Origin of the sequence: Pseudomonas sp. BF-RE-22 (genome assembly GCF_019956155.1) — a bacterium.
Lineage (GTDB): Bacteria > Pseudomonadota > Gammaproteobacteria > Pseudomonadales > Pseudomonadaceae > Aquipseudomonas > Aquipseudomonas migulae.
In genome coordinates this window covers 215,323-239,658 of the sequence record NZ_JAHBDD010000044.1, presented here as the reverse complement: position 1 = coordinate 239,658, position 24,336 = coordinate 215,323, and the positions used below count along the sequence as shown (strand labels likewise).

General features: G+C 58.1%; 28 protein-coding genes and 5 tRNA genes. 10 read left to right on the top strand and 23 right to left on the bottom strand.

All coding sequences use genetic code 11. The features are described from left to right. Nucleotides 1–3,279, top strand: a complete 3,279-nt coding sequence (locus tag KGA82_RS21040; protein ID WP_008028304.1) for a PAS domain S-box protein — start codon at nt 1–3, stop codon at nt 3,277–3,279. Nucleotides 3,280–3,446: 167 nt separating this feature from the next. Here KGA82_RS21040 and KGA82_RS21035 read toward each other — a convergent pair whose 3' ends face one another. The 10 genes from KGA82_RS21035 to gltX all read right to left on the bottom strand — a co-directional run bounded on the left by KGA82_RS21035 (nt 3,447) and on the right by gltX (nt 9,464). Beyond that, nucleotides 3,447–3,893, bottom strand: a complete 447-nt coding sequence (locus tag KGA82_RS21035; RefSeq protein ID WP_008028306.1) for an Hsp20 family protein — start codon at nt 3,891–3,893, stop codon at nt 3,447–3,449. A gap of 120 nt (nt 3,894–4,013) precedes the next feature. Next, on the bottom strand, nt 4,014–4,973 hold the full coding sequence (locus KGA82_RS21030; protein WP_192226348.1) for a tRNA dihydrouridine synthase: 960 nt from the start codon (nt 4,971–4,973) through the stop codon (nt 4,014–4,016). A 180-nt stretch (nt 4,974–5,153) separates the two neighbouring features. Continuing rightward, nucleotides 5,154–5,591, bottom strand: coding sequence for an acyl-CoA thioesterase (locus KGA82_RS21025; RefSeq protein WP_008037643.1), 438 nt, complete (start codon nt 5,589–5,591; stop codon nt 5,154–5,156). A gap of 48 nt (nt 5,592–5,639) precedes the next feature. Continuing rightward, nucleotides 5,640–6,473 (bottom strand): alpha/beta fold hydrolase, encoded by an 834-nt coding sequence (locus KGA82_RS21020; protein ID WP_008037646.1) that lies wholly within the window; start codon nt 6,471–6,473, stop codon nt 5,640–5,642. 31 nt (nt 6,474–6,504) lie between these two features. Continuing rightward, nucleotides 6,505–7,044: a TetR/AcrR family transcriptional regulator gene (locus tag KGA82_RS21015; protein WP_008037648.1), complete on the bottom strand. Its 540-nt coding sequence runs from the start codon at nt 7,042–7,044 to the stop codon at nt 6,505–6,507. Between the two features lie 183 nt (nt 7,045–7,227). Next, a tRNA-Glu gene (locus KGA82_RS21010) sits at nt 7,228–7,303 on the bottom strand. An 80-nt stretch (nt 7,304–7,383) separates the two neighbouring features. After that, nucleotides 7,384–7,459 (bottom strand) — tRNA-Ala (locus KGA82_RS21005). Between the two features lie 53 nt (nt 7,460–7,512). After that, a tRNA-Glu gene (locus KGA82_RS21000) sits at nt 7,513–7,588 on the bottom strand. A gap of 79 nt (nt 7,589–7,667) precedes the next feature. Further along, a tRNA-Ala gene (locus tag KGA82_RS20995) sits at nt 7,668–7,743 on the bottom strand. 239 nt (nt 7,744–7,982) lie between these two features. Next, nucleotides 7,983–9,464 carry a glutamate--tRNA ligase gene (gene gltX / locus KGA82_RS20990; protein ID WP_008037650.1) on the bottom strand — a complete coding sequence of 494 codons (1,482 nt, stop codon included), beginning with the start codon at nt 9,462–9,464 and terminating at the stop codon, nt 7,983–7,985. 220 nt (nt 9,465–9,684) lie between these two features. On the opposite strand from gltX, the gene KGA82_RS20985 reads away from it, so the two are divergent. Both KGA82_RS20985 and KGA82_RS20980 read left to right on the top strand, forming a co-directional pair. After that, nucleotides 9,685–10,734: an HlyD family secretion protein gene (locus KGA82_RS20985; protein WP_008028317.1), complete on the top strand. Its 1,050-nt coding sequence runs from the start codon at nt 9,685–9,687 to the stop codon at nt 10,732–10,734. A 49-nt stretch (nt 10,735–10,783) separates the two neighbouring features. Continuing rightward, a complete protein-coding gene (locus tag KGA82_RS20980; RefSeq protein WP_192226583.1) occupies nt 10,784–12,274 on the top strand; it encodes an MDR family MFS transporter in 1,491 nt (496 codons plus the stop codon). A gap of 132 nt (nt 12,275–12,406) precedes the next feature. Here the strand turns inward: KGA82_RS20980 and uvrB are convergent, their stop codons facing one another. After that, nucleotides 12,407–14,422, bottom strand: coding sequence for an excinuclease ABC subunit UvrB (uvrB, locus tag KGA82_RS20975; protein WP_207285148.1), 2,016 nt, complete (start codon nt 14,420–14,422; stop codon nt 12,407–12,409). A 338-nt stretch (nt 14,423–14,760) separates the two neighbouring features. Between uvrB and KGA82_RS20970 the strand changes: the two genes are divergently transcribed. Both KGA82_RS20970 and KGA82_RS20965 read left to right on the top strand, forming a co-directional pair. After that, nucleotides 14,761–15,957: an amino acid aminotransferase gene (locus KGA82_RS20970; protein WP_008028323.1), complete on the top strand. Its 1,197-nt coding sequence runs from the start codon at nt 14,761–14,763 to the stop codon at nt 15,955–15,957. A 236-nt stretch (nt 15,958–16,193) separates the two neighbouring features. After that, nucleotides 16,194–16,403, top strand: a complete 210-nt coding sequence (locus KGA82_RS20965; protein WP_008028325.1) for a hypothetical protein — start codon at nt 16,194–16,196, stop codon at nt 16,401–16,403. Here the strand turns inward: KGA82_RS20965 and KGA82_RS20960 are convergent. After that, nucleotides 16,400–16,630, bottom strand: coding sequence for a hypothetical protein (locus KGA82_RS20960; RefSeq protein WP_008007186.1), 231 nt, complete (start codon nt 16,628–16,630; stop codon nt 16,400–16,402). The two genes, KGA82_RS20965 and KGA82_RS20960, sit on opposite strands and share 4 nt — an antisense overlap. A 227-nt stretch (nt 16,631–16,857) precedes the next feature. On the opposite strand from KGA82_RS20960, the gene KGA82_RS20955 reads away from it, so the two are divergent. Next, nucleotides 16,858–16,933 (top strand) — tRNA-Asn (locus tag KGA82_RS20955). Between the two features lie 123 nt (nt 16,934–17,056). On the opposite strand, the gene KGA82_RS20950 is transcribed toward KGA82_RS20955, so the two are convergent. Continuing rightward, the gene (locus tag KGA82_RS20950; RefSeq protein ID WP_223452284.1) at nt 17,057–17,695 is read right to left on the bottom strand and encodes a type II toxin-antitoxin system HigA family antitoxin; all 639 of its coding nucleotides are present in this window, start codon (nt 17,693–17,695) and stop codon (nt 17,057–17,059) included. Then, on the bottom strand, nt 17,692–18,024 hold the full coding sequence (locus tag KGA82_RS20945; RefSeq protein WP_223452282.1) for a type II toxin-antitoxin system HigB family toxin: 333 nt from the start codon (nt 18,022–18,024) through the stop codon (nt 17,692–17,694). Before KGA82_RS20945 ends, KGA82_RS20950 begins: the two co-directional genes overlap by 4 nt. Nucleotides 18,025–18,242: 218 nt before the next feature. Here KGA82_RS20945 and KGA82_RS20940 point away from each other — a divergent pair, with 218 nt between their 5' ends. The 4 genes from KGA82_RS20940 to KGA82_RS20925 all read left to right on the top strand — a co-directional run bounded on the left by KGA82_RS20940 (nt 18,243) and on the right by KGA82_RS20925 (nt 19,590). Beyond that, the gene (locus KGA82_RS20940; RefSeq protein ID WP_223452280.1) at nt 18,243–18,473 is read left to right on the top strand and encodes a hypothetical protein; all 231 of its coding nucleotides are present in this window, start codon (nt 18,243–18,245) and stop codon (nt 18,471–18,473) included. 148 nt (nt 18,474–18,621) lie between these two features. Further along, entirely contained in the window at nt 18,622–18,960 is a 339-nt protein-coding gene (locus tag KGA82_RS20935) for a hypothetical protein (protein WP_223452279.1), read from the top strand. 112 nt (nt 18,961–19,072) lie between these two features. Next, nucleotides 19,073–19,345, top strand: a complete 273-nt coding sequence (locus KGA82_RS20930) for a hypothetical protein (RefSeq protein WP_223452277.1) — start codon at nt 19,073–19,075, stop codon at nt 19,343–19,345. A 35-nt stretch (nt 19,346–19,380) separates the two neighbouring features. Further along, nucleotides 19,381–19,590 carry a hypothetical protein gene (locus KGA82_RS20925; RefSeq protein WP_223452275.1) on the top strand — a complete coding sequence of 70 codons (210 nt, stop codon included), beginning with the start codon at nt 19,381–19,383 and terminating at the stop codon, nt 19,588–19,590. Between the two features lie 4 nt (nt 19,591–19,594). Here KGA82_RS20925 and KGA82_RS20920 read toward each other — a convergent pair whose 3' ends face one another. The 9 genes from KGA82_RS20920 to KGA82_RS20880 form a co-directional block, all read right to left on the bottom strand. Beyond that, entirely contained in the window at nt 19,595–20,194 is a 600-nt protein-coding gene (locus KGA82_RS20920) for a hypothetical protein (RefSeq protein ID WP_223452274.1), read from the bottom strand. Nucleotides 20,195–20,268: 74 nt separating this feature from the next. Next, nucleotides 20,269–20,460, bottom strand: a complete 192-nt coding sequence (locus tag KGA82_RS20915; RefSeq protein ID WP_223452272.1) for a hypothetical protein — start codon at nt 20,458–20,460, stop codon at nt 20,269–20,271. A 2-nt stretch (nt 20,461–20,462) separates the two neighbouring features. Continuing rightward, nucleotides 20,463–20,885 carry a hypothetical protein gene (locus KGA82_RS20910; RefSeq protein WP_223452270.1) on the bottom strand — a complete coding sequence of 141 codons (423 nt, stop codon included), beginning with the start codon at nt 20,883–20,885 and terminating at the stop codon, nt 20,463–20,465. Further along, the gene (locus tag KGA82_RS20905) at nt 20,885–21,193 is read right to left on the bottom strand and encodes a hypothetical protein (RefSeq protein WP_223452268.1); all 309 of its coding nucleotides are present in this window, start codon (nt 21,191–21,193) and stop codon (nt 20,885–20,887) included. The genes KGA82_RS20910 and KGA82_RS20905 overlap by 1 nt, the downstream gene beginning before the upstream one ends. Nucleotides 21,194–21,297: 104 nt before the next feature. After that, the gene (locus tag KGA82_RS20900; protein ID WP_223452266.1) at nt 21,298–22,233 is read right to left on the bottom strand and encodes a hypothetical protein; all 936 of its coding nucleotides are present in this window, start codon (nt 22,231–22,233) and stop codon (nt 21,298–21,300) included. Continuing rightward, nucleotides 22,223–22,567 (bottom strand): hypothetical protein, encoded by a 345-nt coding sequence (locus KGA82_RS20895; RefSeq protein ID WP_223452264.1) that lies wholly within the window; start codon nt 22,565–22,567, stop codon nt 22,223–22,225. Before KGA82_RS20895 ends, KGA82_RS20900 begins: the two co-directional genes overlap by 11 nt. Further along, nucleotides 22,564–23,037 (bottom strand): hypothetical protein, encoded by a 474-nt coding sequence (locus KGA82_RS20890; protein ID WP_223452263.1) that lies wholly within the window; start codon nt 23,035–23,037, stop codon nt 22,564–22,566. The genes KGA82_RS20895 and KGA82_RS20890 overlap by 4 nt, the downstream gene beginning before the upstream one ends. Continuing rightward, nucleotides 23,034–23,501: a hypothetical protein gene (locus tag KGA82_RS20885; RefSeq protein ID WP_223452261.1), complete on the bottom strand. Its 468-nt coding sequence runs from the start codon at nt 23,499–23,501 to the stop codon at nt 23,034–23,036. The genes KGA82_RS20890 and KGA82_RS20885 overlap by 4 nt, the downstream gene beginning before the upstream one ends. Nucleotides 23,502–23,587: 86 nt before the next feature. Next, nucleotides 23,588–23,974 (bottom strand): hypothetical protein, encoded by a 387-nt coding sequence (locus KGA82_RS20880; RefSeq protein WP_223452259.1) that lies wholly within the window; start codon nt 23,972–23,974, stop codon nt 23,588–23,590. Between the last annotated feature and the right edge of the window lie 362 nt (nt 23,975–24,336).

Genomic DNA, 24,336 nt, shown 5'->3' with positions numbered 1-24,336 from the left:
ATGCCGAAATCTGTTGACCGTATTCCGCCGATGCCACGTATTCAGGCGCTTGACCCGAAACGATCCGAGCAGAGCTGGGAGAGTGCGCCGCAGCTGCTGGCCGCCCTCAACGGCGCACGTTTGGGCGCCTGGTATTGGGACATCGAGCGCGGGCAGATCAGTTGGTCGCGGGGTACGCAGGCGCTGTTCGGTTTCGACCCCCGGCAACCCTTGCCGGCGGATCTGGAATACCTCGACCTGTTGCCCCCGGAGGATCGAGCGAAAACCCTCCGTGCCTTCCACGCGGTAATCGCCGGCGCGCCACTGGAACAGGCGATGCATCACCGCATTCGCTGGCCCGACGGCAGCCTGCACTGGCTGGAGATCAACGGCAGCCTGCTGCCGGACAAACACGGGCGACCACGCATGATCGGGGTAATCCGCGAGATCACCCACCAGCGTCAGCGCGAACAGGCGTTGAGCAGCTCGGAAAAACGCTTCGCGACGCTGTTTCACCTGTGCCCGAACATGGTGTTGCTGACTCGCCAGGAAGACGGCCTGATCACCGAAGCCAACCAGTATTTCGAAAGCCTGTTCGGCTGGCCGGTGCAAAACGCGATTGGCCGCACCACGCTGGAACTGGGCCTTTGGGTGCACCCGGAGCAACGGGAGAAACTGGTCAAGGCGACCAAGGCCAAAGGTGAGCTGGTCAGCATGGAGGTGCAGTTCCGCGCCAGTAATGGCCAGGTCCACGACGGTATTCTCAGCGCGCAAAAAGTCGAGCTCGAGGGCCAGCCCTATCTGCTCAGCACTTTCCTCGACACCACTGAACGCAAGGCTGCCGAACTCGCCTTGAAAGACAGCCAGGAGCGCCTCGATCTGGCGCTGGACTCGGCGCAGCTCGGCACCTGGGACTGGCACATTCCCAGCGGTATGTTGTATGGCTCGGCCCGCGCCGCGCAGTTGCACGGACTGGACCCCATACCGTTCCATGAATCCTTCGACGAGTTTTTCGAAGGCGTGCCCGGCGAGGAGCGCGACAGCATGCGCGATGCCTATCGCAGCCTGCGCGAAGGCCCGGCCGGCAACTATCAGTTGACCTACCGCGTGCAGCTGGAGGACGGCACTTCGCGTTACCTGGAAAGCCGCGCCCGCCTCTACCGCGATGAAAACGGCGCACCGCTACGCATGGCGGGGACCTTGCTGGACATTACCGATCAGGTCGAACGCGAACAGAAGCTGGTCGCCTCCGAAGAGAAATTTGCCACCCTGTTCCAGGTCAGCCCGGACCCGATCTGCGTTACCCGCCAGGACACCGGCCAGTTCATCGAGATCAACTCCAGTTTCACCCAGACCTTCGGCTGGAGTACCGCCGAGGTGATTGGTCGCAGCGCCGACGAAATCGGCCTGTGGGACGCCTCGGCGAAAAGCCTGCGCCGGATCGAACAAGTCATCCGCGAACAAGGCCTGAACAACGTCGCCATCATCGTCCAGCACAAGGACGGCCAGTCGCTGACCTGCGTGATTTCCAGCCGCCAGATCAGTGTCGGCGACCAGCCGTGCATCGTTACCACTTTGCGTGACATCACCCAGCAACAACGCTCGGAAGCAGCGCTCAAGGCCAGCGAGGAGAAGTTCGCCAAGGCCTTCCACTCCAGCCCCGACGCCATCACCATCACCGAACGCGACACCGGGCGCTATCTGGAGGTCAACGATGGTTTCTGCCGCCTGACCGGCTACCGCGCCGATGAAGTCGTCGGCCGCACGGTGTACCAGGTCGGCATCTGGGCCGAAGAAAAACAACGCTCGGCGCTGCTCGCCGAGCTGCAGATCAAGGGCCGCGTGCATCACCAGGAAATGCTTGGGCGCAACAAGCATGGCGACTTGCTGACCGTCGAAGTCTCGGTAGAACCGATCACCCTCAATGAAACCGCGTGCCTGCTGCTGACCGCGCGGGACGTCAGCCTGTTGAAAAACGCCGAAGCACAGATCCGCCACCTGGCCTACCACGACCCGCTGACCAACCTGCCCAACCGCGCGCTGTTGATGGATCGCCTGAGCCAGCAGATCGCCCTGCTCAAACGCCACAACCTGCGCGGCGCCCTGATGTTTCTGGACCTCGACCACTTCAAGCACATCAACGATTCGCTCGGCCACCCGGTGGGCGACACGGTGCTGAAGATCATCACTGCGCGCCTCGAAGCCAGCGTGCGCATGGAAGACACCGTGGCACGCCTGGGCGGTGACGAGTTCGTGGTGCTGCTCAGCGGCCTGGAAGGTTCGCGCAATGAAGTCAGCGAGCAGGTCCGCGAACTGGCGGACACCTTGCGCGAACTGCTGTCGGAACCGATGTTCCTCGACGGCCAGCGCCTGCAAGTGACACCGAGTATCGGTATCGCGCTGATTCCCGATCATGGCTCGACCCCGACCGACCTGCTCAAACGCGCCGACATCGCGCTGTATCGGGCCAAGGACTCGGGACGCAACACCACCCAGATGTATCACAACACCATGCAGAAGGCCGCCAGTGAACGCTTGCGCATGGAAACCGACCTGCGCCTGGCCCTTTCCCGGGGCGAATTCGACGTGCATTACCAGCCGCAGGTGGACGCCCGCGACAATCGTATCGTCGGCGCCGAAGCGCTGGTGCGCTGGAACCATCCGGAATTGGGCGCGCAATCGCCGACTGAATTCATCAAGGTCCTGGAAGACAGCGGGCTGATTCTGGAAGTCGGCACCTGGATCGTCGACGAAGCCTGCGACGCCTTTAAACAGTTGATCGCCAAGGGTCTGATCGACCCGCTCGACTTCAGCCTGTGCGTGAACATCAGCCCACGACAATTCCGCCAGAACGACTTCGTCGAGCGCATCGAGCTCAGCCTCGCCACCCACGGCCTGCCCTGCTCGCTGCTGAAACTGGAGATCACCGAAGGCATCGTCATCCAGAATCTGGAAGACACCATCAGCAAAATGCGCCGCCTGAAAAAACTCGGCATCAGCTTCGCCATGGACGACTTCGGCACCGGTTATTCCTCGCTGACTTACCTCAAGCGATTGCCGGTCGACACCCTGAAAATCGACCAGTCGTTCATTCGCGATGCGACTACCGACCCGAACGACGCCGAGATCATCCGCGCCATCGTCGCCATGGCCCGCAGCCTGGAGTTGAAAGTGATTGCCGAAGGGGTGGAGACGCCGGAACAGTTGGAGTTTTTGCAGGGGCTGGGCTGCCATTTTTATCAGGGCTATCTGCACAGCCAGCCGCTGCCGGTGGAGGCGTTCCAGAAACTCCTGAAATAACCCGCACTTCCTGTAGGAGCGAGCCTGCTCGCGATGGACGTCAACGATGACGCGCACTGTCTGGATAAACGCGTCGCCCAGAAGTCCATCGCGAGCAAGCTTGCTCCTACAGGAGAACAGCTGGCACAAAAAAGGGCGCCATTGGCGCCCTTTTTCATTGCCCCGCCTTAGTGCTGCAGAGCGGGTTTTTGCGTCCCGTTGATTGGGATGCGTTTGGCTTTCGCCTCTTCCGGAATGACACGCAGCAGGTCGATGCTCAACAGACCGTTGCTCAGGTCGGCGGCCTTGATCTCGATGTGATCGGCCAGGCGGAACGACAGTTTGAACGCGCGCTGGGCGATGCCTTGGTGCAGGAAGGTCACGCCTTCAGTTGCGTCGCGTTTGCCGCCACTGATGGTCAGCACACCTTTCTCGACTTGCAGGTCCAGGTCTTCTTCCTGGAAACCGGCGGCCGCTACAACGATGCGGTATTGATCGTCACCGTGTTTTTCCACGTTGTAAGGTGGATAGGTGCTGCCTGGCTCGTTGCGCAGGGCGGTTTCGAACAAGTCGTTGAAACGGTCGAAGCCTACCGAGGAACGGAACAGTGGGGCCAGGGAAAATGCAGTAGTCATGGTTCAAATCTCCTGAAAACAATCAGCAAGTTTTTTGTCTCCGCGACCCGAATTCGGCATCGCGTAATCCTTAGATAGGGACCGCTGATTGCATTTCAAGAGATTATTTCGAGATTTTTTTCAGGCCGCTTCGGCTACCTGCAACCCCAGTAAACGCGAAACCTGATCCAGTTCGGTTTCACGGCGAAGCAGGGTGAACAGCTCAACCGCCTCGGGATAATTGCGGGTCAGCATCGCCAGCCACTGCTTCAGGCGACCGGGCGATTGGCGTGGCGTCATCTGGGCTTTGGCTTGCAGCCAGAAGTCCTGAATCAGCGGCAGCAGCTCGGCCCAGGTCATCTCCACCACCTCTTCACCGGCACGGGCGGCGGCGATCTGCCGGGCCAGGTCCGGACGCGACACCAGCCCGCGACCGAGCATGATGTCTTCCACGCCGCTGATTTCGCGGCAGCGGCGCCAGTCTTCGACGCTCCAGATATCACCGTTGGCGAATACCGGCACCTTGACCACTTCCTGCACGCGAGGGATCCACTCCCAATGCGCCGGCGGCTTGTAGCCGTCCATCTTGGTCCGCGCATGCACCACGATATGCTCCGCGCCGCCTTCGGCCAGGGCCGTGGCGCAGACCAGCGAACCGTCAGGGCTGTCGAAGCCGAGACGCATTTTCGCGGTGACCGGAATGTGCGCCGGAACGGCGCGACGGACATGCTCGACGATCTGGTTCAGCAGCTCGGGCTCTTTGAGCAATACCGCGCCGCCACGGGATTTATTGACGGTCTTGGCCGGGCAGCCGAAGTTCAGGTCGATGACTTCGGAACCCAGCTCGCAGGCCAGCGCGGCGTTTTCCGCCAGGCACACCGGGTCGGAACCCAACAGCTGCACGCGCAATGGCACGCCGGAAGCGGTGCGCGCATCCGTCAGCAGTTCAGGACCGAACTTGTGGAAATAGGCAGGGGTGAGCAGTTGGTCGTTGATCCGGATGAACTCGGTCACGCACCAATCGATACCGCCCACACGGGTCAGCACGTCCCGCAGGATGTTGTCGACCAATCCCTCCATGGGCGCCAAAGCAATTTGCATGAAAAACACACTCGACGAAAAACGTGCGGCAGTTTACTGGTTTCGGCGGTTAGAAGGTATTTCGTCAGACCGGACGGTGTTGATTGTGCGGACGCCTTCGCGGGCAAGCCTCGCTCCTACAAGAGATCGCTCCACACCTGTAGGAGCGAGGCTTGCCCGCGAAGAGGCCCGCAAAGACACTCAAATCGCGACTTGCAACGCCGGGCCGTAACCTTCGATGAACTCCGCCGGCATGCGCTTGGGTTTGCCCGTGGACAGCTCAATGCAGACAAACGTGGTTTGCGCGCGCAGTAACGTGGTGTTGTCGCTCGGTCGCTTGAGCTGGAAGTGTCGAGTCATTTTCAGGCGCTGGTCCCAATCGACGATCCAGGTCGCCAATTGCAACTCATCGCCTTCATAGGCCGCCGCCAGGTAATCGATTTCGTGCCGCACCACCGCCATCGCCCGATCCAGCCGCCGGTACTCGACCAGATCGAGGCCGAGCCGCTGCGAGTGGCGCCAGGCGCAGCGTTCGAGCCAGGTCACGTACACCGCGTTATTCGCGTGCCCCAACCCGTCGATGTCCTCGGCGTCCACCGCAAGATCAATGATAAATGGCGTTGCCCTATCCCAGCCCATGCCCCACTCCCGGTCAGATGATGTCGACCGGGGCAGTGTAACGGATGCTCAGGCCGATTGGCGCGATTGCAGGCTGCGACCGGCCAGCAGTGATAACACGCCATCAATCACCCGCGGGTCGGCAAGCACCCGTTGATGACCGCCCTCCTCCAGCCGCAGCAAGCGACTGTCGAACCAGGCCTCGTGGATCAACTGGGACTCCTTGACCGGGACGAAGTTGTCGTCTTCGGCATGAACGATCAGGCCAGGCATGTCGAGCTGATAACGCGAGACATCCAATGCAGCCGCGCGCATGCCGACGTCTTTTTCGACTTGGCGAATGAACGCCGAACGGGCTTTTGGCGGTAGCCGCACATAGCGGGCAAAACCTCTCAGAACCCCGAGAATCCGCGCCGGAGCGCCAATGGTCACCAGGGTTTCGGTGCGCAGGCCCAACTGAACGGCGAGCATGGCGCTGGCACCGCCCATCGAGTGACCGATGACCGCTTGCAGCGGCGGCAACTCGGCAGCGGCCTCAAGCATGGCCCGGGCGAACAGCACGACGTTGGCTTCGTTGCCCGGCGAGCGACCGTGAGCCGGACCGTCCAGGGCGACTACGGTATAGCCGGCGTCAACCAGCGCGGTGATCAGGCTGGCAAACTGCGTAGGCCGACCTTCCCAACCGTGCATTAGCAACACCGCCGGGCCTTGCCCCCAGCGCAACGCCGAGAGGCCGAAACGGAGCGTGATGCGCTCGGATTTCGCCAATAACGGCAATTCCCAATCACGCGGCGGCAGATCCCGCGGCGTCATGAACGCCAGTCGCATTTTGCTCGCGACCAGTTTCGGTGCAAACCAGCCCAAGGTGCCATTAACGCCACGAACCCACTTTAACGTGCTCATCGCTCTCACTCCTCAGGCCATTGCCTTCAGGTCATTGCACCGCCGACTTGGCGGCACGCAGCAATCGATCAGACAACTCTCCCGGCCCCAGCGCCCGCGCCAGAGCCAATCCACCGACCATCAAGGCCATGTCGGCCAGGGCTTTGTCGGTGTCTTCCGGGCTGGCCGCCAACTGCGCGACCATCATTTCCACGTGTTCATTCAACGCCACCCGAAATGCGTCCGGCAGGCGTCCCAGCTCGCCGACGGAGGCCGGGATCGGGCACGCGGATTCAGAGGAATCCCGGTGTTTGCGTGACAGGTAAAACGCCGCCACCAACGCGCGACGCTCTTCACCGGTCAACTCGGCGTCCATGTCGGCGATCAAGCTACGGCGGTGACCGAGCAGTTGCTTGAACGCTTCCAGCATCATCGCGTCCTTGCTTTCGAAGTGCGCATAGAAGCCGCCAACCGTCAGGCCGGCTGCGCCCATCACTTCGCCCACGCTCGGTTCGGCCGGGCCACGCTGAATCAGCGCTGCGCTGGCGGCCTTGAGAATGCGTTCGCGGGTTTGAGCTTTTTTATCGTTCATCGTTGCCTCCGAATATTACGACTAGAATATTATTCTCATAATAATTTTCCGCAAGTCGTAGATGTGACCGCTGGTCTGAAGAACAGTTTGAGAGAAATGGGGGATTTGGCCAAACGCCAGACAAACAAAAGGGCCATTCAATAATTGAATGACCCTTATAAAATCCCGCAGAGCGGGTAATCGTGGCGTCCCCTAGGGGACTCGAACCCCTGTTACCGCCGTGAAAGGGCGGTGTCCTAGGCCACTAGACGAAGGGGACGCAAAACCTTCTATACAACTGATCAGTGCTGAGAGCTGATCGATTCAAGGCCGGTGTGGCCAGACCTTGAACTGTAAAATTGGTGGAGCTAGACGGGATCGAACCGTCGACCTCTTGCATGCCATGCAAGCGCTCTCCCAGCTGAGCTATAGCCCCGGATTTTTCGCCTCGCGGCGGAGCGGCATCTTTCGACATCGCTTCTGTAAAACTGGCGTCCCCTAGGGGACTCGAACCCCTGTTACCGCCGTGAAAGGGCGGTGTCCTAGGCCACTAGACGAAGGGGACGCAAACCCTTCTATACAACAGATCAACGCTGAGTGTTGATCGCTTCAAGGCCGGTGTGGCCAGACCTTGAAGTGTAAATTGGTGGAGCTAGACGGGATCGAACCGTCGACCTCTTGCATGCCATGCAAGCGCTCTCCCAGCTGAGCTATAGCCCCTCATCGCTGAGGACGGGGCGAATCTTAATGGCGCTTCGGAAACGTGTCAAATTTATTTTTAACAATTTCCAAAGTTTTTTGCCGACATAACAATCACTTACCGCCCTCCCCCCGTAAATCCGGGGTATACATCGATCTGTAGGAGCCAGGCTTGCCAGCGAACGGGACGCCTCGGTGTGTCTGGCACACCGCGTCATCGTTCTTCGCGGGCTAGCCTCGCTCCTACAGGACCGTGTTTATCAGGCGATGTTGCCCAGGAGTTTTTCCCACTCCTTGTTTTCCTTCTTCGACACGCCACCGAGCAGGTCGATGGCCTGGCGCAGACGGAAACGCGTCAGGTCCGGGCCGAGGATTTCCATCGCATCCAGCACCGACACCGAACTCGCCTGACCAGTGATCGCAGCGAACATCAGCGGCATGGCATCACGCAGCTTCAATTCCAGGGACTCGACCACCGCTTGAATGGTCGCGGTGATGCTGTCCTTCTCCCACTGACGCAGGCTTTCCAGCTTCCACAGAATCAACTGCATCAACTGACGAACCTGATCACCCGACAATTTCTTCGATTCAAACAGCTTGGCATCCGGGTTCACGCCACCGGCGAAGAAGAATCCGGCCAGCGGTGCGACCTGGCTGAAGGTTTCAACGCGGCCCTGCACGTGCGGCGCGATCTTCATCATGTACTCGGGGTTCAGCGCCCAGGTCTGCAAGCGGCTGGCGAACTCTTCCACCGGCAGGTCACGCAACCACTGGCCGTTGAGCCACGACAGTTTCTCGATGTCGAAAATCGGCCCACCGAGGGAGACGCGGCTCAGGTCGAAGTTATCGACCATTTCCTGCAGCGAGAACTTCTCGCGCTCGTCCGGCATCGACCAGCCCATGCGCCCCAGGTAGTTGAGCATCGCTTCCGGCATGAAGCCCATGCGCTCGTAGAACGTCACCGAGGTCGGGTTCTTGCGCTTGGACAGCTTGCTCTTGTCCGGGTTACGCAGCAGCGGCATGTAGCACAGCTCCGGTTGTTCCCAGCCGAAGTATTCGTACAGAAGAATCAGTTTCGGCGCCGAAGGCAGCCATTCTTCGCCACGCAGCACGTGGGTGATGCCCATCAGGTGGTCATCGACCACGTTGGCCAGGAAGTACGTCGGCAGGCCGTCGGTCTTCATCAGGACTTGCATGTCCATGCGATCCCACGGGATCTCGACGTCGCCACGCAGCATGTCCGGCACCACGCACACGCCTTCGCTCGGCACCTTCATGCGGATCACGTGCGGTTCGCCAGCGGCCAGGCGACGTGCAACTTCTTCCTTGGACAGCAGCAGCGCACGACCGTCGTACCGCGGAGTTTCGCCGCGAGCCATTTGCTCGGCGCGCATCTGGTCCAGCTCTTCAGCGGTGCAGAAGCACGGGAAGGCATGGCCCATCTCGACCAATTGCTGGCAATACTTCTGATAAATGTCGCCGCGCTCGCTTTGACGGTAAGGACCGTGCGGGCCGCCGACGTCCGGGCCTTCGCTCCAGTCGATGCCCAACCAGCGCAGGGCGTCGAAAATCTGCTGTTCGGACTCGCGGGTCGAACGCAGTTGATCGGTGTCTTCGATCCGCAGGATGAACTCACCGCCGTGCTGCTTGGCAAAGCAGTAGTTGAACAAAGCGATGTAAGCGGTACCTACGTGGGGGTCCCCGGTAGGCGATGGCGCGATGCGCGTGCGGACGGTGGTCATGGCAAGTCTCGAAATGAAGATAAAACAAAGGGCGAATGGTAACAGGCGTTGCCCGCCCGGCTCCAGTGAGCAGGGCATTTAAGCCAAGTTTGCGTCTACAACGGGCCTGGGCCGGGATGAATGATGGATTATCCGCCGATGGCATTTACCCACTATCGACTGTATGCCAAATTCGCCTGCTGATAACTTTCCTTACAATTTCTCGACTACAGTTTGCCCCATGCCTGCCCAACTCAAGCGTCGCCTGTCTATCTTCCTGCTGATCGTCCTGCTGATTGCCGGGGCCTTGTTTGCCCAGTGGTTCTTCAAGGGACGGTTTTATGAAAGCACCGATAACGCCTATGTCCAGGGCGAGATCACCCGTGTGTCGAGCCAGTTGGGCGCTCGCATCGATCAGGTGCTGGTGCAGGACAACCAGCACGTCGAAAAGGGCCAGTTGCTGATCAAGCTCGAAGGCGATGACTTCCACCTCGCTGTCGACCGCGCCAACGCCGCCCTCGCCACCCGCCAGGCCGAACGCCTGCAAGCCCAGAGCAAACTGACGCAGCAAGCCAGCCTGATCGCCTCCAGCGAAGCGCAAGTCGCATCCAGCCAGGCCAGCCTCGGTCGCTCGCAGATCGACCTGTCCCGCGCGCAAACCCTGCGCAAACCCGGCTACGTGTCGGAAGAACGGGTGACCACCCTTTCCGCCGATACCCACATCGCCCGCTCGCAGGTGACCAAGGCCCAGGCAGACGCACAAAGTCAGCGCCAGCAAGTCAACTCCCTCAGCGCCGAGATCAAGCGCCTCGACGCGATGATCGCCAACGCCAAGACCGATCTGGCCCAGGCGGAATTGAACCTGACCCGCAGCGAAATCCACGCGCCCATCAGCGGCATGATCGGCCAGCGCGCCGCCCGCGAAGGCCAATACGTGCAGGCCGGCGCTTATTTGCTGTCGATCGTCCCGGATCAGGACATCTGGATTCAGGCCAACTTCAAGGAAACCCAGATCGGCCACATGCAGCCTGGCCAGAAAGCCGAACTGACCTTCGACGCCTACGGCGACACGCCAATCGAAGCGCGGGTCGACAGCCTGTTCGCCGCCTCGGGCGCACAGTTCAGCCTGCTGCCGCCGGACAATGCCACGGGCAACTTCACCAAAGTCGTACAACGGATTCCGGTAAAACTGACCTTCGCCGCGGACAACCCGCTGCACGGCAAGATTCGTCCGGGCATGTCGGTCACCGCCAAAGTGAACATCAAAGACACCCCTGACGATGGCCGGTGATCAACTGATCCGCCCGGCCGGCGAACCGACCCGGCGGGACTGGATCGCCGTGATGAGCGTGATGCTTGGCGCCTTCATGGCGGTGCTCGATATCCAGATCACCAACTCGTCGCTCAAGGACATTCAAGGCGCGCTGTCGGCGACGCTGGAAGAAGGCTCATGGATTTCCACGTCGTACCTGGTCGCGGAAATCATCATGATTCCGCTGACGGCGTGGCTGGTGCAGCTGCTGTCCGCACGCCGTCTGGCGGTGTGGGTTTCGCTTGGATTTCTTGCCTCGTCCCTGCTCTGCTCGATGGCGTGGAGCCTGGAAAGCATGATCATTTTCCGCGCGCTGCAAGGCTTCACCGGCGGCGCGCTGATCCCGCTGGCGTTCACCCTGACGCTGATCAAGCTTCCCGAACACCATCGCGCCAAAGGCATGGCCATGTTCGCCATGACCGCAACGTTCGCGCCCTCCATCGGCCCGACGCTCGGCGGCTGGCTGACGGAAAACTGGGGCTGGGAATACATCTTCTACATCAACATCCCGCCGGGCCTGATCATGATCGCCGGCCTGATGTATGGCCTGGAGAAAAAAGAAGCGCACTGGGAACTGCTGAAAAGCACCGACTACATGGGGATTCTTACGCTCGGTATCGGCCTCGGTTGTTTGCAGGTTTTTCTGGAGGAAGGCCATCGCAAGGACTGGCTGGAATCAAACCTGATCGTGACCCTGGGCAGCATTGCGCTGATCAGCCTGATCACCTTTGTGATTGTGCAGTTTTCCAAACCCAATCCGCTGATCAACCTCGGGATCCTGGGCAATCGCAACTTCGGCTTATCGAGTATTTCCAGCCTGGGAATGGGGGTCGGGTTGTACGGTTCGATCTTTCTGTTGCCGCTGTACCTGGCGCAGATCCAGAACTACAACGCCCTGCAGATCGGCGAAGTGATCATGTGGATGGGCGTGCCGCAGCTGTTCCTGATTCCGCTGGTGCCGAAGCTGATGAAGGTCATCTCGCCGAAATGGCTGTGCACGCTAGGCTTCGGCTTGTTCGGCCTGGCGAGTTTTTCCTCGGGGGTGCTGAATCCGGATTTCGCCGGGCCGCAGTTCAACCAGATCCAGATCATCCGCGCACTCGGGCAGCCCCTGATCATGGTGACCATTTCGCTGATCGCCACCGCGTATATCCTGCCGCAGGACGCGGGCTCGGCGTCGAGCCTGTTCAACATCCTGCGCAACCTAGGCGGCGCCATTGGCATCGCCCTCCTCGCCACGTTGCTGGATGCACGAACCAAGACCTACTTTGATTATTTGCGTGAATCGATTGTGCCGAGCAACCCGCAGGTCGCCGAGCGCATGGCGTCGCTGACGGACCGGTTAGGCAGTGAAGCGGCGGCGCTGGGCAAGCTCAGTGAAATTGCCCATCAACAGGCGTCGATCATGGCTTACAACGATGCGTTTCACTTTGTCGGGATTGCGCTGGGGATCAGCATGATTGCGGTGTTGTTGACCAAGCAGTTGCCGGCGGGGTTGAAGGCAGGGGAAGCACATTGAGACTGAGGTGCCGCCATCGCGAGCAGGCTCGCTCCCACAGGGTTTGTGGACGAGCACAAATTATGTGAACACCCTCAAATAACTGTGGGAGCGAGCCTGCTCGCGATGAGGCCAGTAAGGGCACTGCAAAACTCAGACAGTAATCAACCGCTCCCGCAACTTGGCAATCTCGTCGCGCATCTGCGCCGCCGCTTCGAATTCCAGGTCGCGAGCCAACTGGTACATCTTCTCTTCCAGCGCCTTGATCCGCTTGGCGACTTCTCCCGGCGAACGCAATTCCGCTTCGTACCTGGCGTTCTCCTCGGCAGCCTTGGCCATGCCTTTGCGTTTCTTGCTGCGTGAGCCCGGCACGGTGGCGCCTTCCATGATGTCGGCGACGTCCTTGAACACACCCTTCGGCGTAATGCCGTTGGCCAGGTTGAAGGCGATCTGCTTGTCGCGACGACGCTCGGTTTCACCGATCGCCCGCTCCATGGAACCGGTGATGCGATCCGCATACAGAATCGCCCGACCGTTGAGGTTACGAGCTGCGCGACCGATGGTCTGGATCAGCGAGCGCTCGGAACGCAGGAAGCCTTCCTTGTCCGCATCGAGAATCGCCACCAAGGACACTTCCGGCATGTCCAGGCCTTCACGCAACAGGTTGATCCCCACCAGCACATCAAACGTGCCAAGGCGCAAATCGCGGATGATTTCCACGCGCTCCACGGTGTCGATGTCCGAGTGCAGATAACGTACGCGCACGCCATGGTCGGCCAGGTAATCGGTCAAGTCTTCGGCCATGCGCTTGGTCAGCGTTGTGACCAATACCCGCTCATCCACTGCAGCGCGCTTGGTGATTTCCGAAAGCAGATCGTCGACCTGGGTCAACGCCGGGCGGATTTCGATTTGCGGGTCCACCAGGCCGGTCGGACGCACCACCATATCAATGACACGCCCGGCGTGTTCCGCCTCGTAGTTGCCCGGCGTGGCCGAGACAAAGATCGTTTGCGGACTGATGCCTTCGAACTCGTCGAAGCGCATTGGCCGGTTGTCCAGCGCCGACGGCAGGCGGAAACCGTATTCCACCAGAGTCTCCTTGCGTGAGCGGTCGCCCTTATACATGGCGCCGACTTGCGGCACGCTGACGTGGGATTCGTCGATCACCAGCAAGGCGTCGGCCGGCAGGTAATCGAACAAGGTCGGTGGCGCTTGACCTGGATCGCGACCCGAGAGGTAGCGGGAATAGTTTTCGATGCCGTTGCAATAACCCAGTTCGAGGATCATCTCCAGGTCGAAACGCGTACGTTGTTCGAGGCGCTGCGCTTCCACCAGTTTGTTGTTGGAGCGCAGGTATTCCAGGCGCTCCTGCAACTCGACCTTGATCCCCTCGATGGCGTCGAGCAGGGTTTCTCGCGGCGTCACGTAGTGGCTTTTCGGGTAGAAGGTGAAACGCGGCAGCTTGCGGATCACCTCCCCCGTCAGCGGATCGAAGGCCGACAGGCTCTCGACTTCGTCGTCGAACAGCTCGATGCGGATCGCTTCAAAATCGGATTCTGCCGGATGGATATCGATCACATCACCGCGCACGCGGAAGGTCGCACGGGCGAAATCCATGTCGTTGCGGGTGTATTGCAGATCGGCGAGACGGCGCAGCAAGGCGCGCTGATCGAGCTTGTCGCCACGATCCACGTGCAACACCATTTTCAAATAGGTTTCCGGACTGCCCAGACCGTAGATGCACGACACCGTGGTGACGATGATCGCGTCCTTGCGCTCCAGCAGCGCTTTGGTCGCCGAGAGTCGCATCTGCTCGATGTGGTCGTTGATCGAGGCGTCTTTCTCGATGAAGGTGTCCGAGGACGGCACATACGCTTCAGGCTGGTAGTAGTCGTAGTAGGAAACGAAATACTCGACAGCGTTGTTCGGGAAAAACGCCTTGAATTCGCCGTACAACTGCGCGGCCAGGGTCTTGTTTGGCGCCAGTACCAGCGTCGGGCGCTGAACCTGAGCGATGACATTGGCGATGCTGAACGTTTTGCCCGAACCGGTCACACCGAGCAGCGTCTGGTGCGCCAGCCCGGCCTCGATGCCCTCGACCATCAGGCGGATGGCTTCCGGCTGGTCGCCGGCGGGCTCGAAGCGGGTGACTAGCTGGAATTCAGACATGAAATACCTCTGGGTTCACCCGTACGCGGTCAAACCGGACAGGAACGAGAAAGACCGCAAACGACCGACGTCGCCCGAGGAAAAAACTGGATTGTGCTCAATGTGGAGTCGATTGCCCTCTCTTTCAAGGCAAACGTCCTACATCCCTTGAAGCCTCTGACGCGATCAATCGACTAACGGTCGAAAAATAATCGGAAAAACTTACGGTAAAAGCCGAATCGACTGTCGCCATCAATCGCGGATGACCTCTATACTAGCTCCCCGTTTGTGCACCGCTCTAGTGCATTCGGCTGGAGCGCGACACGTCCCTCCACACTCCATTCAGAGCCGCCGCAAAAATGAGCCTGTTCTCCGCTGTCGAAATGGCACCACGCGATCCAATCCTGGGCCTCAACGAAGCATTCAACGCCGATACCCGTACCAACAAGGTCAACCTGGGGGTCGGTGTTTACTGCAACGAGGAGGGGCGAATTCCACTCCTGCGCGCCGTTGTCGAAGCCGAGACGATTCGCGTCGCTCAACACGCTTCCCGTGGCTACTTGCCGATCGACGGCATCGCTGCCTACGACCAGGCCGTGCAAAAACTGCTGTTTGGCAATGACTCGCCGCTGATCGCTGCTGGCCGCGTCATCACCACTCAGGCCGTTGGCGGTACTGGCGCGCTGAAAATCGGTGCCGACTTCCTCAAGCAACTGCTGCCGAACGCCGTCGTGGCGATCAGCGACCCGAGCTGGGAAAACCACCGCGCGCTGTTCGAAACCGCCGGTTTCCCGGTGCAGAACTATCGTTACTACGACGCCGCGACCCACGACGTTAACCGTACCGGCCTGCTGGAAGACCTGAACGCCCTGCCGTCCGGCTCGATCGTTGTGCTGCACGCCTGCTGCCACAACCCGACCGGTGTTGACCTGAGCCCGGCAGACTGGAAAAACGTCCTTGAGGTGGTGAAAGCCAAAGGCCACGTGCCGTTCCTCGACATGGCCTACCAGGGCTTTGGCGATGGCATCGACGAAGACGCCGCAGCCGTGCGTCTGTTCGCTGAGTCGGGCCTGACTTTCTTCGTTTCCAGCTCGTTCTCCAAATCGTTCTCGTTGTACGGCGAGCGCGTTGGCGCCCTGTCGATCGTCAGCGAATCGAAAGAAGAAAGCGCGCGCGTGCTGTCGCAGGTCAAGCGCGTGATCCGCACCAACTACTCCAACCCGCCGACCCACGGTGCAAGCATCGTTGCCGCTGTATTGAACAGCCCGGAACTGCGCGCCCAGTGGGAAGAAGAACTGGCCGAAATGCGCCTGCGGATTCGCGGCATGCGCACCCAGATGGTTGACCTGCTGGCGAAACAGGCTCCTCAGCGCGATTTCAGCTTTGTCGGTCGTCAGCGCGGCATGTTCTCCTACTCCGGCCTGACGGTTGAGCAAGTGACCCGTCTGCGCAGCGAGTTCGGCATCTACGCCCTGGACACCGGCCGCATCTGCGTAGCTGCGTTGAACCAGAGCAACATCGACGTGGTGACCAAGGCCATCGTTGCGGTGATCTGAGTCCTCCGGTAATACAGAAAACGGGAAGCCCTTGGGCTTCCCGTTTTTTATTGACCGCAGATTATTCTCAACCCGCCAACCAAGCCCTCTAGACTGCACACATCTACCCTGTAGGAGCCGGCTTGCTGGCGATAGCGGTGGGTCAGTCAACTTATTTATTGGCTGGACGGACGCCATCGCCAGCAAGCCGGCTCCTACAGGTTCTGTGTACACCCCGAATGCTTATGAGTACCGATATGAAAAACGATGACCTGCGCGCTGAGCGCGATGACCTGGATGACCTGAATGACTTCATCCCCCGCACCCCGGCCAAACGCGGCAACAACCTGGTGCTGCAAGTGGCTGCGGGGGTCTTTCTTGGCGGCCTGGCGCTGTGGCTGGTTCAACTGGGCGCGACACTGCTGTACGCCAAGCTGATGCTCGCCACCATTACGTTCGGCGGTTAAGCCAGTTCGGTCGCGCGTTGGCTGGCTGCATCGTCATAAGCGACGTACAGCGACTCGGCGACCTGGCTTTTGATGGCCTTGGTGCTTTCCAGGCCCAGGACAAAACCTTCGGCCTTGCCGCCAGCGCGATTCAATTCGTCAGCGGTGCTGGCCTGAGTGATTGCGTCGAACAGTTTTTCGGCGTGCGGACCGACCCCTTTGGGCAGGCTGATCTGAGCGATGCTCATGCGAACACCTCGTTGTGACGAAGTGTGAGGGTTGGGTGATTCATGGCGCGTACCTTTTCGGCGAATGGCCGGCAGCGCGTGTCACCACTTCCGGGCGGCCATGGTAGACCTCTGGTGCGATTCTGGTAACCGCCAATCGCCGATAAACCGCCGTCCGTCCCGACGAATCGCTCAAATTGCCAACAGGTGCTTGACTTCTCTTTTTGAATCAGTAACATACACGCCATTCCGCGATAGCTCAGTTGGTAGAGCAAGTGACTGTTAATCACTGGGTCCCTGGTTCGAGTCCAGGTCGTGGAGCCAGACAAAACAAAGGCTTACGTCATCAGACGTAGGCCTTTTTTGTTGGGCGCGATTTTTCGTGTCTACATGAAGTCTATAGGGCAGATAGACCATTACAGGTTGGGATGGGTAAGAGCCATTGCCCTACCTCTTGGCCGGAGCTTTACCTGTCTGTCTGCCGCTCTTGGAAGCTACCAATTTGTATTCACCGGTGTCGGCCTCTTTCCCAAGACGCACGATCAGAGATTTGGTGCGAAAGCGGTTATAAACCGAGGTTTTCTTGACCGTGGGGCGAACGGTTTCGGCATGAGCTGCCTTTCCCGAGGCTGCCGACACGAAAGCATTCGGCTCCATCGCAAACCGCTCTGCCAGCGCGTATGCCATTTTGTGACTGACGGGCCGATCCCCACTGAGCACCTTGGACACTGCCGTTTTATCGCCAATTTCAGGGAGGTCCGAACCAGTGAGTCCTAGCGTCTCCATCAGATCCTTAATCAGTTGCACAGGGGTGCACGTCGCCTCGAAAGCGGCATTCGATTCGCGAAATTGGTTGGAGTCGCGCTGGTAGGCGAGAATTTCGTCCTCAAGGTCAACGAGAATTTTCTCCTCGACCTTGCTCAGTTCGCGCCCGTCGGTGAGCTCATCGAGCAGGTCGGTCGCCCGCTCATAGTCAGCGGGAGTCTTGATGCCGTGCACAAACTCATCGCGCAGGCGCTCCACCACCGCGTGTAGCTCACCAAGCGTTGCGATCACGGTTTGAAAGTCGCTTCGGGCTGCGCTCATCGTTTTACCCCTTTGTTTCTTGCATACCAGACGTTGGCAACGTCGTAATCGGCATGCGTGTAGATGTGTTTGACGTAGAACTTCTGCCGGGTGTAGTTGACTCCGCCTATCACCCTGAGATTATTGCCGCCTACGTCGATCACTACCCAATTCGCTTCGGCTCTCGGCTTGAACAAATCGACACCGTTCGTACCGAAAAATTTTTGCAGGTCCGCGAATTCTTTCGGGCGTGCCATCTTCAAAATGCGGAGGCAACGATAAAGCCCGGCCTTGTCGTTCGGGTACAAAATCGCAGCTTCGTCAAAACATGATGGCTTGAGAATATCCATAGGCTTCCCTGTCTTTAAGCTGATATTACTCTAGTTGTGTTTTTTCACAACTATTTGTCGACAGCAGATCTATTCTGACCGGCAGGCTGTGGATCGTGTGCATCGGGTCGCCGATCCGGCCGGATTCCCTACGGTGCACTACACTCAAAGGTGCGCCGGGATTTTCCATTTGCGAAGGGGCGCTCAATAAATGCCTTTGCTAAGTGGAGTGCCCCGCCATGCCTTCCCTTCTGCTCGACACCGCTGCACGCCTCGCCATCGTCAGCATCATCACCGATAGCCCTGAAATCGTCAGTCTCGTTACCCTACCGTCCGGGCACCAGCTTCGGCTGTTTTGCCACTGCGGGCATGTCGCGATTGAGCTGGTCAGCAATGACCTGCTCGATGAGGCGGTCGACGTTTCCATGCAAGTGCTGGAGAACCTGCAAAGAAATCGTGATTGGAAGTGACAGAAAAGCCCGGTTAAATGCCGGGCTTTTTTATAGCAGCCCGTGCTACATCCATCGCTGGGAACTGGCTTTATCACCTTCCGATTCGGAGGGCCGCGATGGTATCGTTGTGGATCTACTGCTGAGGCAGATTTTCAGGGAGCATTGCATGAGCATTGAGCAGGAAGTGTTAAAGGTTCTCATCAAACATGGCGGCTTTGATGACGAAGATCAAAAGGTCCGAGGTATAGCCCAACTGGCAATTGACAAGGGTTACGAGCACTTGTCTGTCGCCCAACAAAAGGTGGTGCAGCCTTTTCTTTCTCGCAAGTGCGACGGCGTGGAAGATCCGGGTGGATACCATAATCAATGTGCCTTCACGCTTGAAGGAGCCGCTTTAGTTGAAGCCTTGAGCAATGAGGCATATTACGACGGCGCGCTATGTGAAGACTGCGTTAACGAAGCCACCCAATATGCTAACGAGTGGGAACGCATTCAGGCTGAGTGATGGTCGCAGCCGCTGGCCGGTGCGACTCTGAAATTCGCACCGGCTTTTTTATAGCAGCTCGCGACCGCGCTGCTAATATCGTGCGCATAAGTCAGGCATTTAAGGAAAAAATATGCGAATCGTTATCCCTGCAATTGCTTTGCTCGCGTTGTTCGGCTGCACGACGAACTCTGGCATCGTTGACCTTGGTGGAGGCAACTACGTTTACGAAAAGGAGGATGCGATGGCCTACAACGGTAGCTCAGTGAAGGTGGAGATACTGAAAGAGGCTGCTGCATTCTGTAAAAACCAAGGTAAGGAGCTTTCCGTGCAAAGCTCCGATGCGAAACCATATGCCCCTTACTCTTCATATGCTGGTGCAGAGGTTCAGTTCAGCTGTAAATAACTGTTTGCCCTGCACCACTATCAAGGACGACCACCATGCCCTCTGACAACATCGCCACGGCGGATGCGCTGACACTGCTTCTGCACAACCAGCACGCCATTTGTGCCGCCCTTGAAGAAGTTACCAAGTGGCTTGAAGAGAATGGTGTGCGGGATGTCGCCGATAACGCAGTGGCGGCCATGCAAACGCTCGACACAAATGCTCAAGCCATTACCGACGCGATTTTGCGGATACGCCAGTCTTAGGCGTTTAAAGCAGGTCCCTGCCACGTCGACTAAGCCTGCGACACAATTCCCCTGCGCTGGCTTTGGTGTTCACCACCGGTTGTTGATAGCCGCCGCCCTGTTCGGCGGGGCTGCCGCCACGATAATTGTTTATGTTCACTTCTTGGGTTTCCCTAACCAGAGCAACATTGCGCCGTTCCTCTGGTGTCAGGGGCAATTCTTCAGCCCAACGCTGGCGGTCGAGGTCTTCGGCGGGCTCCGGTTGTGGCGGTGAAGGTTGCCAATCGTTCAAGGCTTCCTGTGGCGTACGGGCTTGCTGTGGTTCTGCACCTGGGACACGCTCGGCGACCGGCGCCAGCTCTCGCTCCTGCGCGTAGTGGATGCCGAGATTCAAGGCAAATGCTACGCGCTGCGCCACAGCAATCGGGTCGCTGGCAAAGTTGATCTGCTGATTAAACGTATTGCCGTCGCCGTCGTTTTCTTTAAAAGCGGGTGGCATCAGTTTGCTCAGGCACTGGGACAGAAACAGATCTGGCCGTTCCTGTGCGACCTTGAGCAGCCAGTCGGGGCCTAAACGCTTGTACGTTTTAAGGATGTCGCCAGCAATGGCTTCACTGATGACCATGCGTTGGCCACGGTCCAATGAACCGCGTTTTCTTCCGCCAGTTTTCACAGAGCCGGGTTTTCTGCCTGCGGTCATTACACACCAGCCTTCGGTTCATCCAGCACGGTGCGCACCGAGTCGAGCGTGCCGTCCGGGCGGTAAGTGAAGTTCACTCGACCGGACCTAGGCTCCTGTTCGGATTGATCCACCAGCCATTCGGTCAGCGCGTTAACCAGTAGAATCGCTTGCGCTTGTGAGTCTTCGTTGGCGTCGAAATCGACTTTCATGGTCAGTCCCTCCCGGCCAGTGCGGGCGCCGGTAATGCAGGTGGCATTGGGGCGATGTCAGCAGGCACCAGCCGGACAATTTCGCCCAACTCGTTGCGCTGCACATAGTATTGCCGGTCGCCCATGCTGACCCGGTTGTACCTGCCCAGCTCGTCACGGCCGAACTGAATTTCCACTGCCTTTGGTGCAGGTGCACGGGGCACTGGTGGGATCTGGTCGAAGCTGGTGTACGGCTCCGGGGCGCGGAACAAATCCCGCACACGAGGCGGCGGCCTACGGTCCACCGCTTCGCCAACCTTGCGTGCGATTTCTTCCTGCACCATGGCATCAATCGCCGCGCCAATGCTGCCAGTCTCAGGCGCCGGAATTCGTTCCGGGGTTTTCCGTTCCAGCCTCCGCTGGATCAAAGCTAGCTTGCTGTTCATTAGCTGCTCCCCACGGAAACAGAAGCGTGCAATCCGCCACCCCAACCAGTACTGGTACTGATGGAAGTTACTCGATGCCATGTAATGGCGCTGGTGCCGGAGATACTTTGATTAATAGCGACTACCAGATCCCCAACTTGCATACCTACGGCGTTGTTAGTTGGTGAGCCATATCCGCATCCATTAAAAAAATTAGCGCCTTCCACCGCCGCGTGGGCGTGGGTTGACTCGTAGGCCCATAAATTGTTGCCAGAGGTAAAGCCAAGATTGAGGATCTTTCTGACAGGATTCGTACTTGAGTAAGCCATTTCAATTCTCCACTTTAGTTTGTTGGCGCTTCTGGCGCTTTTCCCATCTTTTGCGCTCCTTGGCGAGTTGAGCGTCAGCCTTTCGCAGTTTCTTTATGTGCATGTCAGCCACCAGAGCGGATTCGAAGAAGTTCGCGATACCTTGCCTGCAAGCGTTCGTCGGCCTGCCATCTTTTTCGATCAACTTTCATCACGTGCTCGCACTGTGCAATTTCAGTTGCTACGGCACCGCCGCTGGTTGGCATTGAATGAATTCCGATGGCTTGTTGATACAGCCCGAGGATAATTTCTTTCGTGTTAAGCGCTCTGATCCAGCCAGTTGTATAAACGTCGAGCGTCCTTTGCTCATGTATAGGAAGAGACGTGAAATAAGCGTCCACCATCCTGAGGTTGGATTGAAAGCTGTCACCCCAAAGATTCTGGAGATAACCATAAGCCTGCGCTTTGGCGGCGTCATTGGCTTTAACGACAGCCGCGTACTGGGCATCTGATAAAGCGTCGGTCGGATCTGAATTAGGTGCCGTCCTTGGCATGTCACCCGACCCCTCAGCCGGATTCTGTGAAAGTTGTTTCGAGGCACGGGCCAGCCACTGCAAACACGCTGTGACAAACTGTTGTTTAGCCCGAGGTGATCCAGATAGCCCCTGTACCATGTTTCCAAACGCATGGCCCAAGTAATCATCCTGACCGTGCAGGTTGAAGTTGTGCAGTTGTCGAACGTGATACGGCGCCTTTGTCGCGTTAGCGGTCATGAATTGCACCGCCGCATTAATATAGGCTTGCGGGTATCCGAGCGAACTAAAGTCGGCCATGAACACGCCGCCTAACTGCCCCAGCATTACTTCTACCTGTTGCTGTGTGGTCCCGGCAGGCAACGAGGCGCCGAACAGTTGTAAGCCAGACTGGTGGCGATGATCCTCACGCAGTAAATCATTGTTACCCCAGGTATCGGGAGTGCTGCTAATAGGCGATAGCGTTGGTGCGCCGGGGTTGTAGGGGGCGATGTCACCAGCGCTTAAGGTATCGATATCAGTGGACATTTTTCACCATCCTTACACTGCAAATGCCCCAGTCGCCTCGCCCTACAGTAAATTGAACACCCAACTTTTCCAGCAATGGCACCATGTTCGGCAGCCGCGAGCGGATGGCTCTAAAAGTGTCCTCTGGAAGTTCGGAGTGCAGTTCGGCAATGTCCATTATTTTTTCGATAAGTTTTGGCTGCTCGGTCGTATAACCTTCTTCTGAAAGTTGATACAGGGCGGCGATAATCTTTTGCGTGAGTGACATTATGGTGTTGCCTCTGATTTTTTCAGTGACGTAGTGCCAGTTCGGTACTGCCGAAACGGCTTTTAATAAAACGTCCTTAATATTCACAAGAGTGATTCCTTACGATTTGCTCCAGCACGCGCAGCAATTAAATTCAGGCGCTGCCACGGCAGTGCGCAACGCGGATGAACTCGCTCGCCTTGGATGGCGATCCCCACCGGATTAGTTGCGACGGTTAATTCAATCGAAGCGAAGGAGCCTTCGACTAAGCCACAAAAGGCACAGGCTTCACGACTGTTAATCAAACGTCTTGTAGCTAAGGACTGGGCATCTTTTTGGTTGTCCGGCAATGCCGTGCAAATTAAAACGTAGTTGCCGGTCACATGGCGGTAAACAAGAGTTTCCCAGTTCAGGGCCAACTCTTTTTGGACCGACTCCTTGCGTAGTTGCCGAATCACTTCAACCTTGTCGAGATTGGTGTTTCGGGCGACGAGTTCGGCAAGCCGATTGATAGGCAAGCGGATAGCCTGAACGGAGCGTGCCAGTTGTTGCACTGCCCGGTAGAATTCGGCACTCATTTTTCAGCACCGAATGTCGGGTGAGCTTTCAGTTCCGAAATGCAGGCTTCCTTACTCGTGGCATTCCGCACGATCAACACCGAATCACTTAAGCGTCGCGCACAGTAACCGTCCATTTGAGAATAAAAAATCTCAAAGTTAATCAGCGCTTCGCTGCCATCACTGATAATGCCTGGGAGTTTCTTGTAGTCGAGCAGCACCAAGGACGTGAAACTCTGAGAGGCTTCCAGAACCATCAGATCCGCAATGGCACTCCGGTCTTCCCAAACAACCGTAATACGATCCAGCGCGTGCAACCGGTGTGCAACAGATAACCAAAGTCCGGATTCGGTCAACATGCTCGGATCAGTATCGCGAGGCACTACGGCGCAATGTCTTACAAAACGGTAGTCCTCGAAAGACAGCGCGTGGGGCGCCAGCGGGGCGGGTTTGTTTTTGGTTTCGGTTGTAAGTTCGACGGACATGTTCGGCACTCCTGAAGTGATAACTTGAGTGTGCGCCGAAGCAGTTTTTAAACAATGGCGGCGGGTGTAACGGATATCGGTTCTGGTTAGAACGTGTATCCATGTTTAATTAATATCTCGCGAACCTTTGCTCGGCTGGGTGTTTTCGGCCGCTCAACCCCGTACAGGTCTTTGAATTCATCGGAGTATCGAGCCTTCTTGTCCACAACAGCGTTGAGGTGCGCTATCAACTTGGCAGTCCAGAAAGCGCGGTCAACACCCGCCAAGTCAGCGCGCAGCGTTGCGTTTCCCATCGCCATCAGCACCAAGCGCTCGATGCTCTCGGTACGGGCTTGGCGGGCCTTGGCCGGATTGGGCACCTGATCCAGATACGCCAGTACGGTCGCCGCGTGCTCTGGTGGAAGGTAGAGCTTCACAGCGTTGTCGGTCGCTGTCGTACTACCCGCCGTCGTGTCGATGAAGTTCGTTTTCATGTCGACTCCCCTACCAAATTGCTGGCGTGGCTTCGCGTGGGCTCGCTGGGGACGTTTTCCTGTCGCGGTAGTGGTGTTGAGGGGATAGAGCGTCGTTTGAGCGCTTGCTGCATCCTCTGGTATCGACCAACGAATTCAGACAGAGAGCCGTGCGGGTGGCCGTGATCGGTAGCCCAGTGCCGCCACTTCGCGAAGTCGAGGCCGGTCTGCGTTTCGATGAATTCCTGCATCAATGGATCTTTCATTTCCAGGCCCTCGACAGACCTAAACAGGTACGTTGTAGACACGAAAAGCTTCTTTTCACATACAAATAACCCTGAAATCCGCATTCCTGCGTATTGATCCAAGGGATTACATATCCT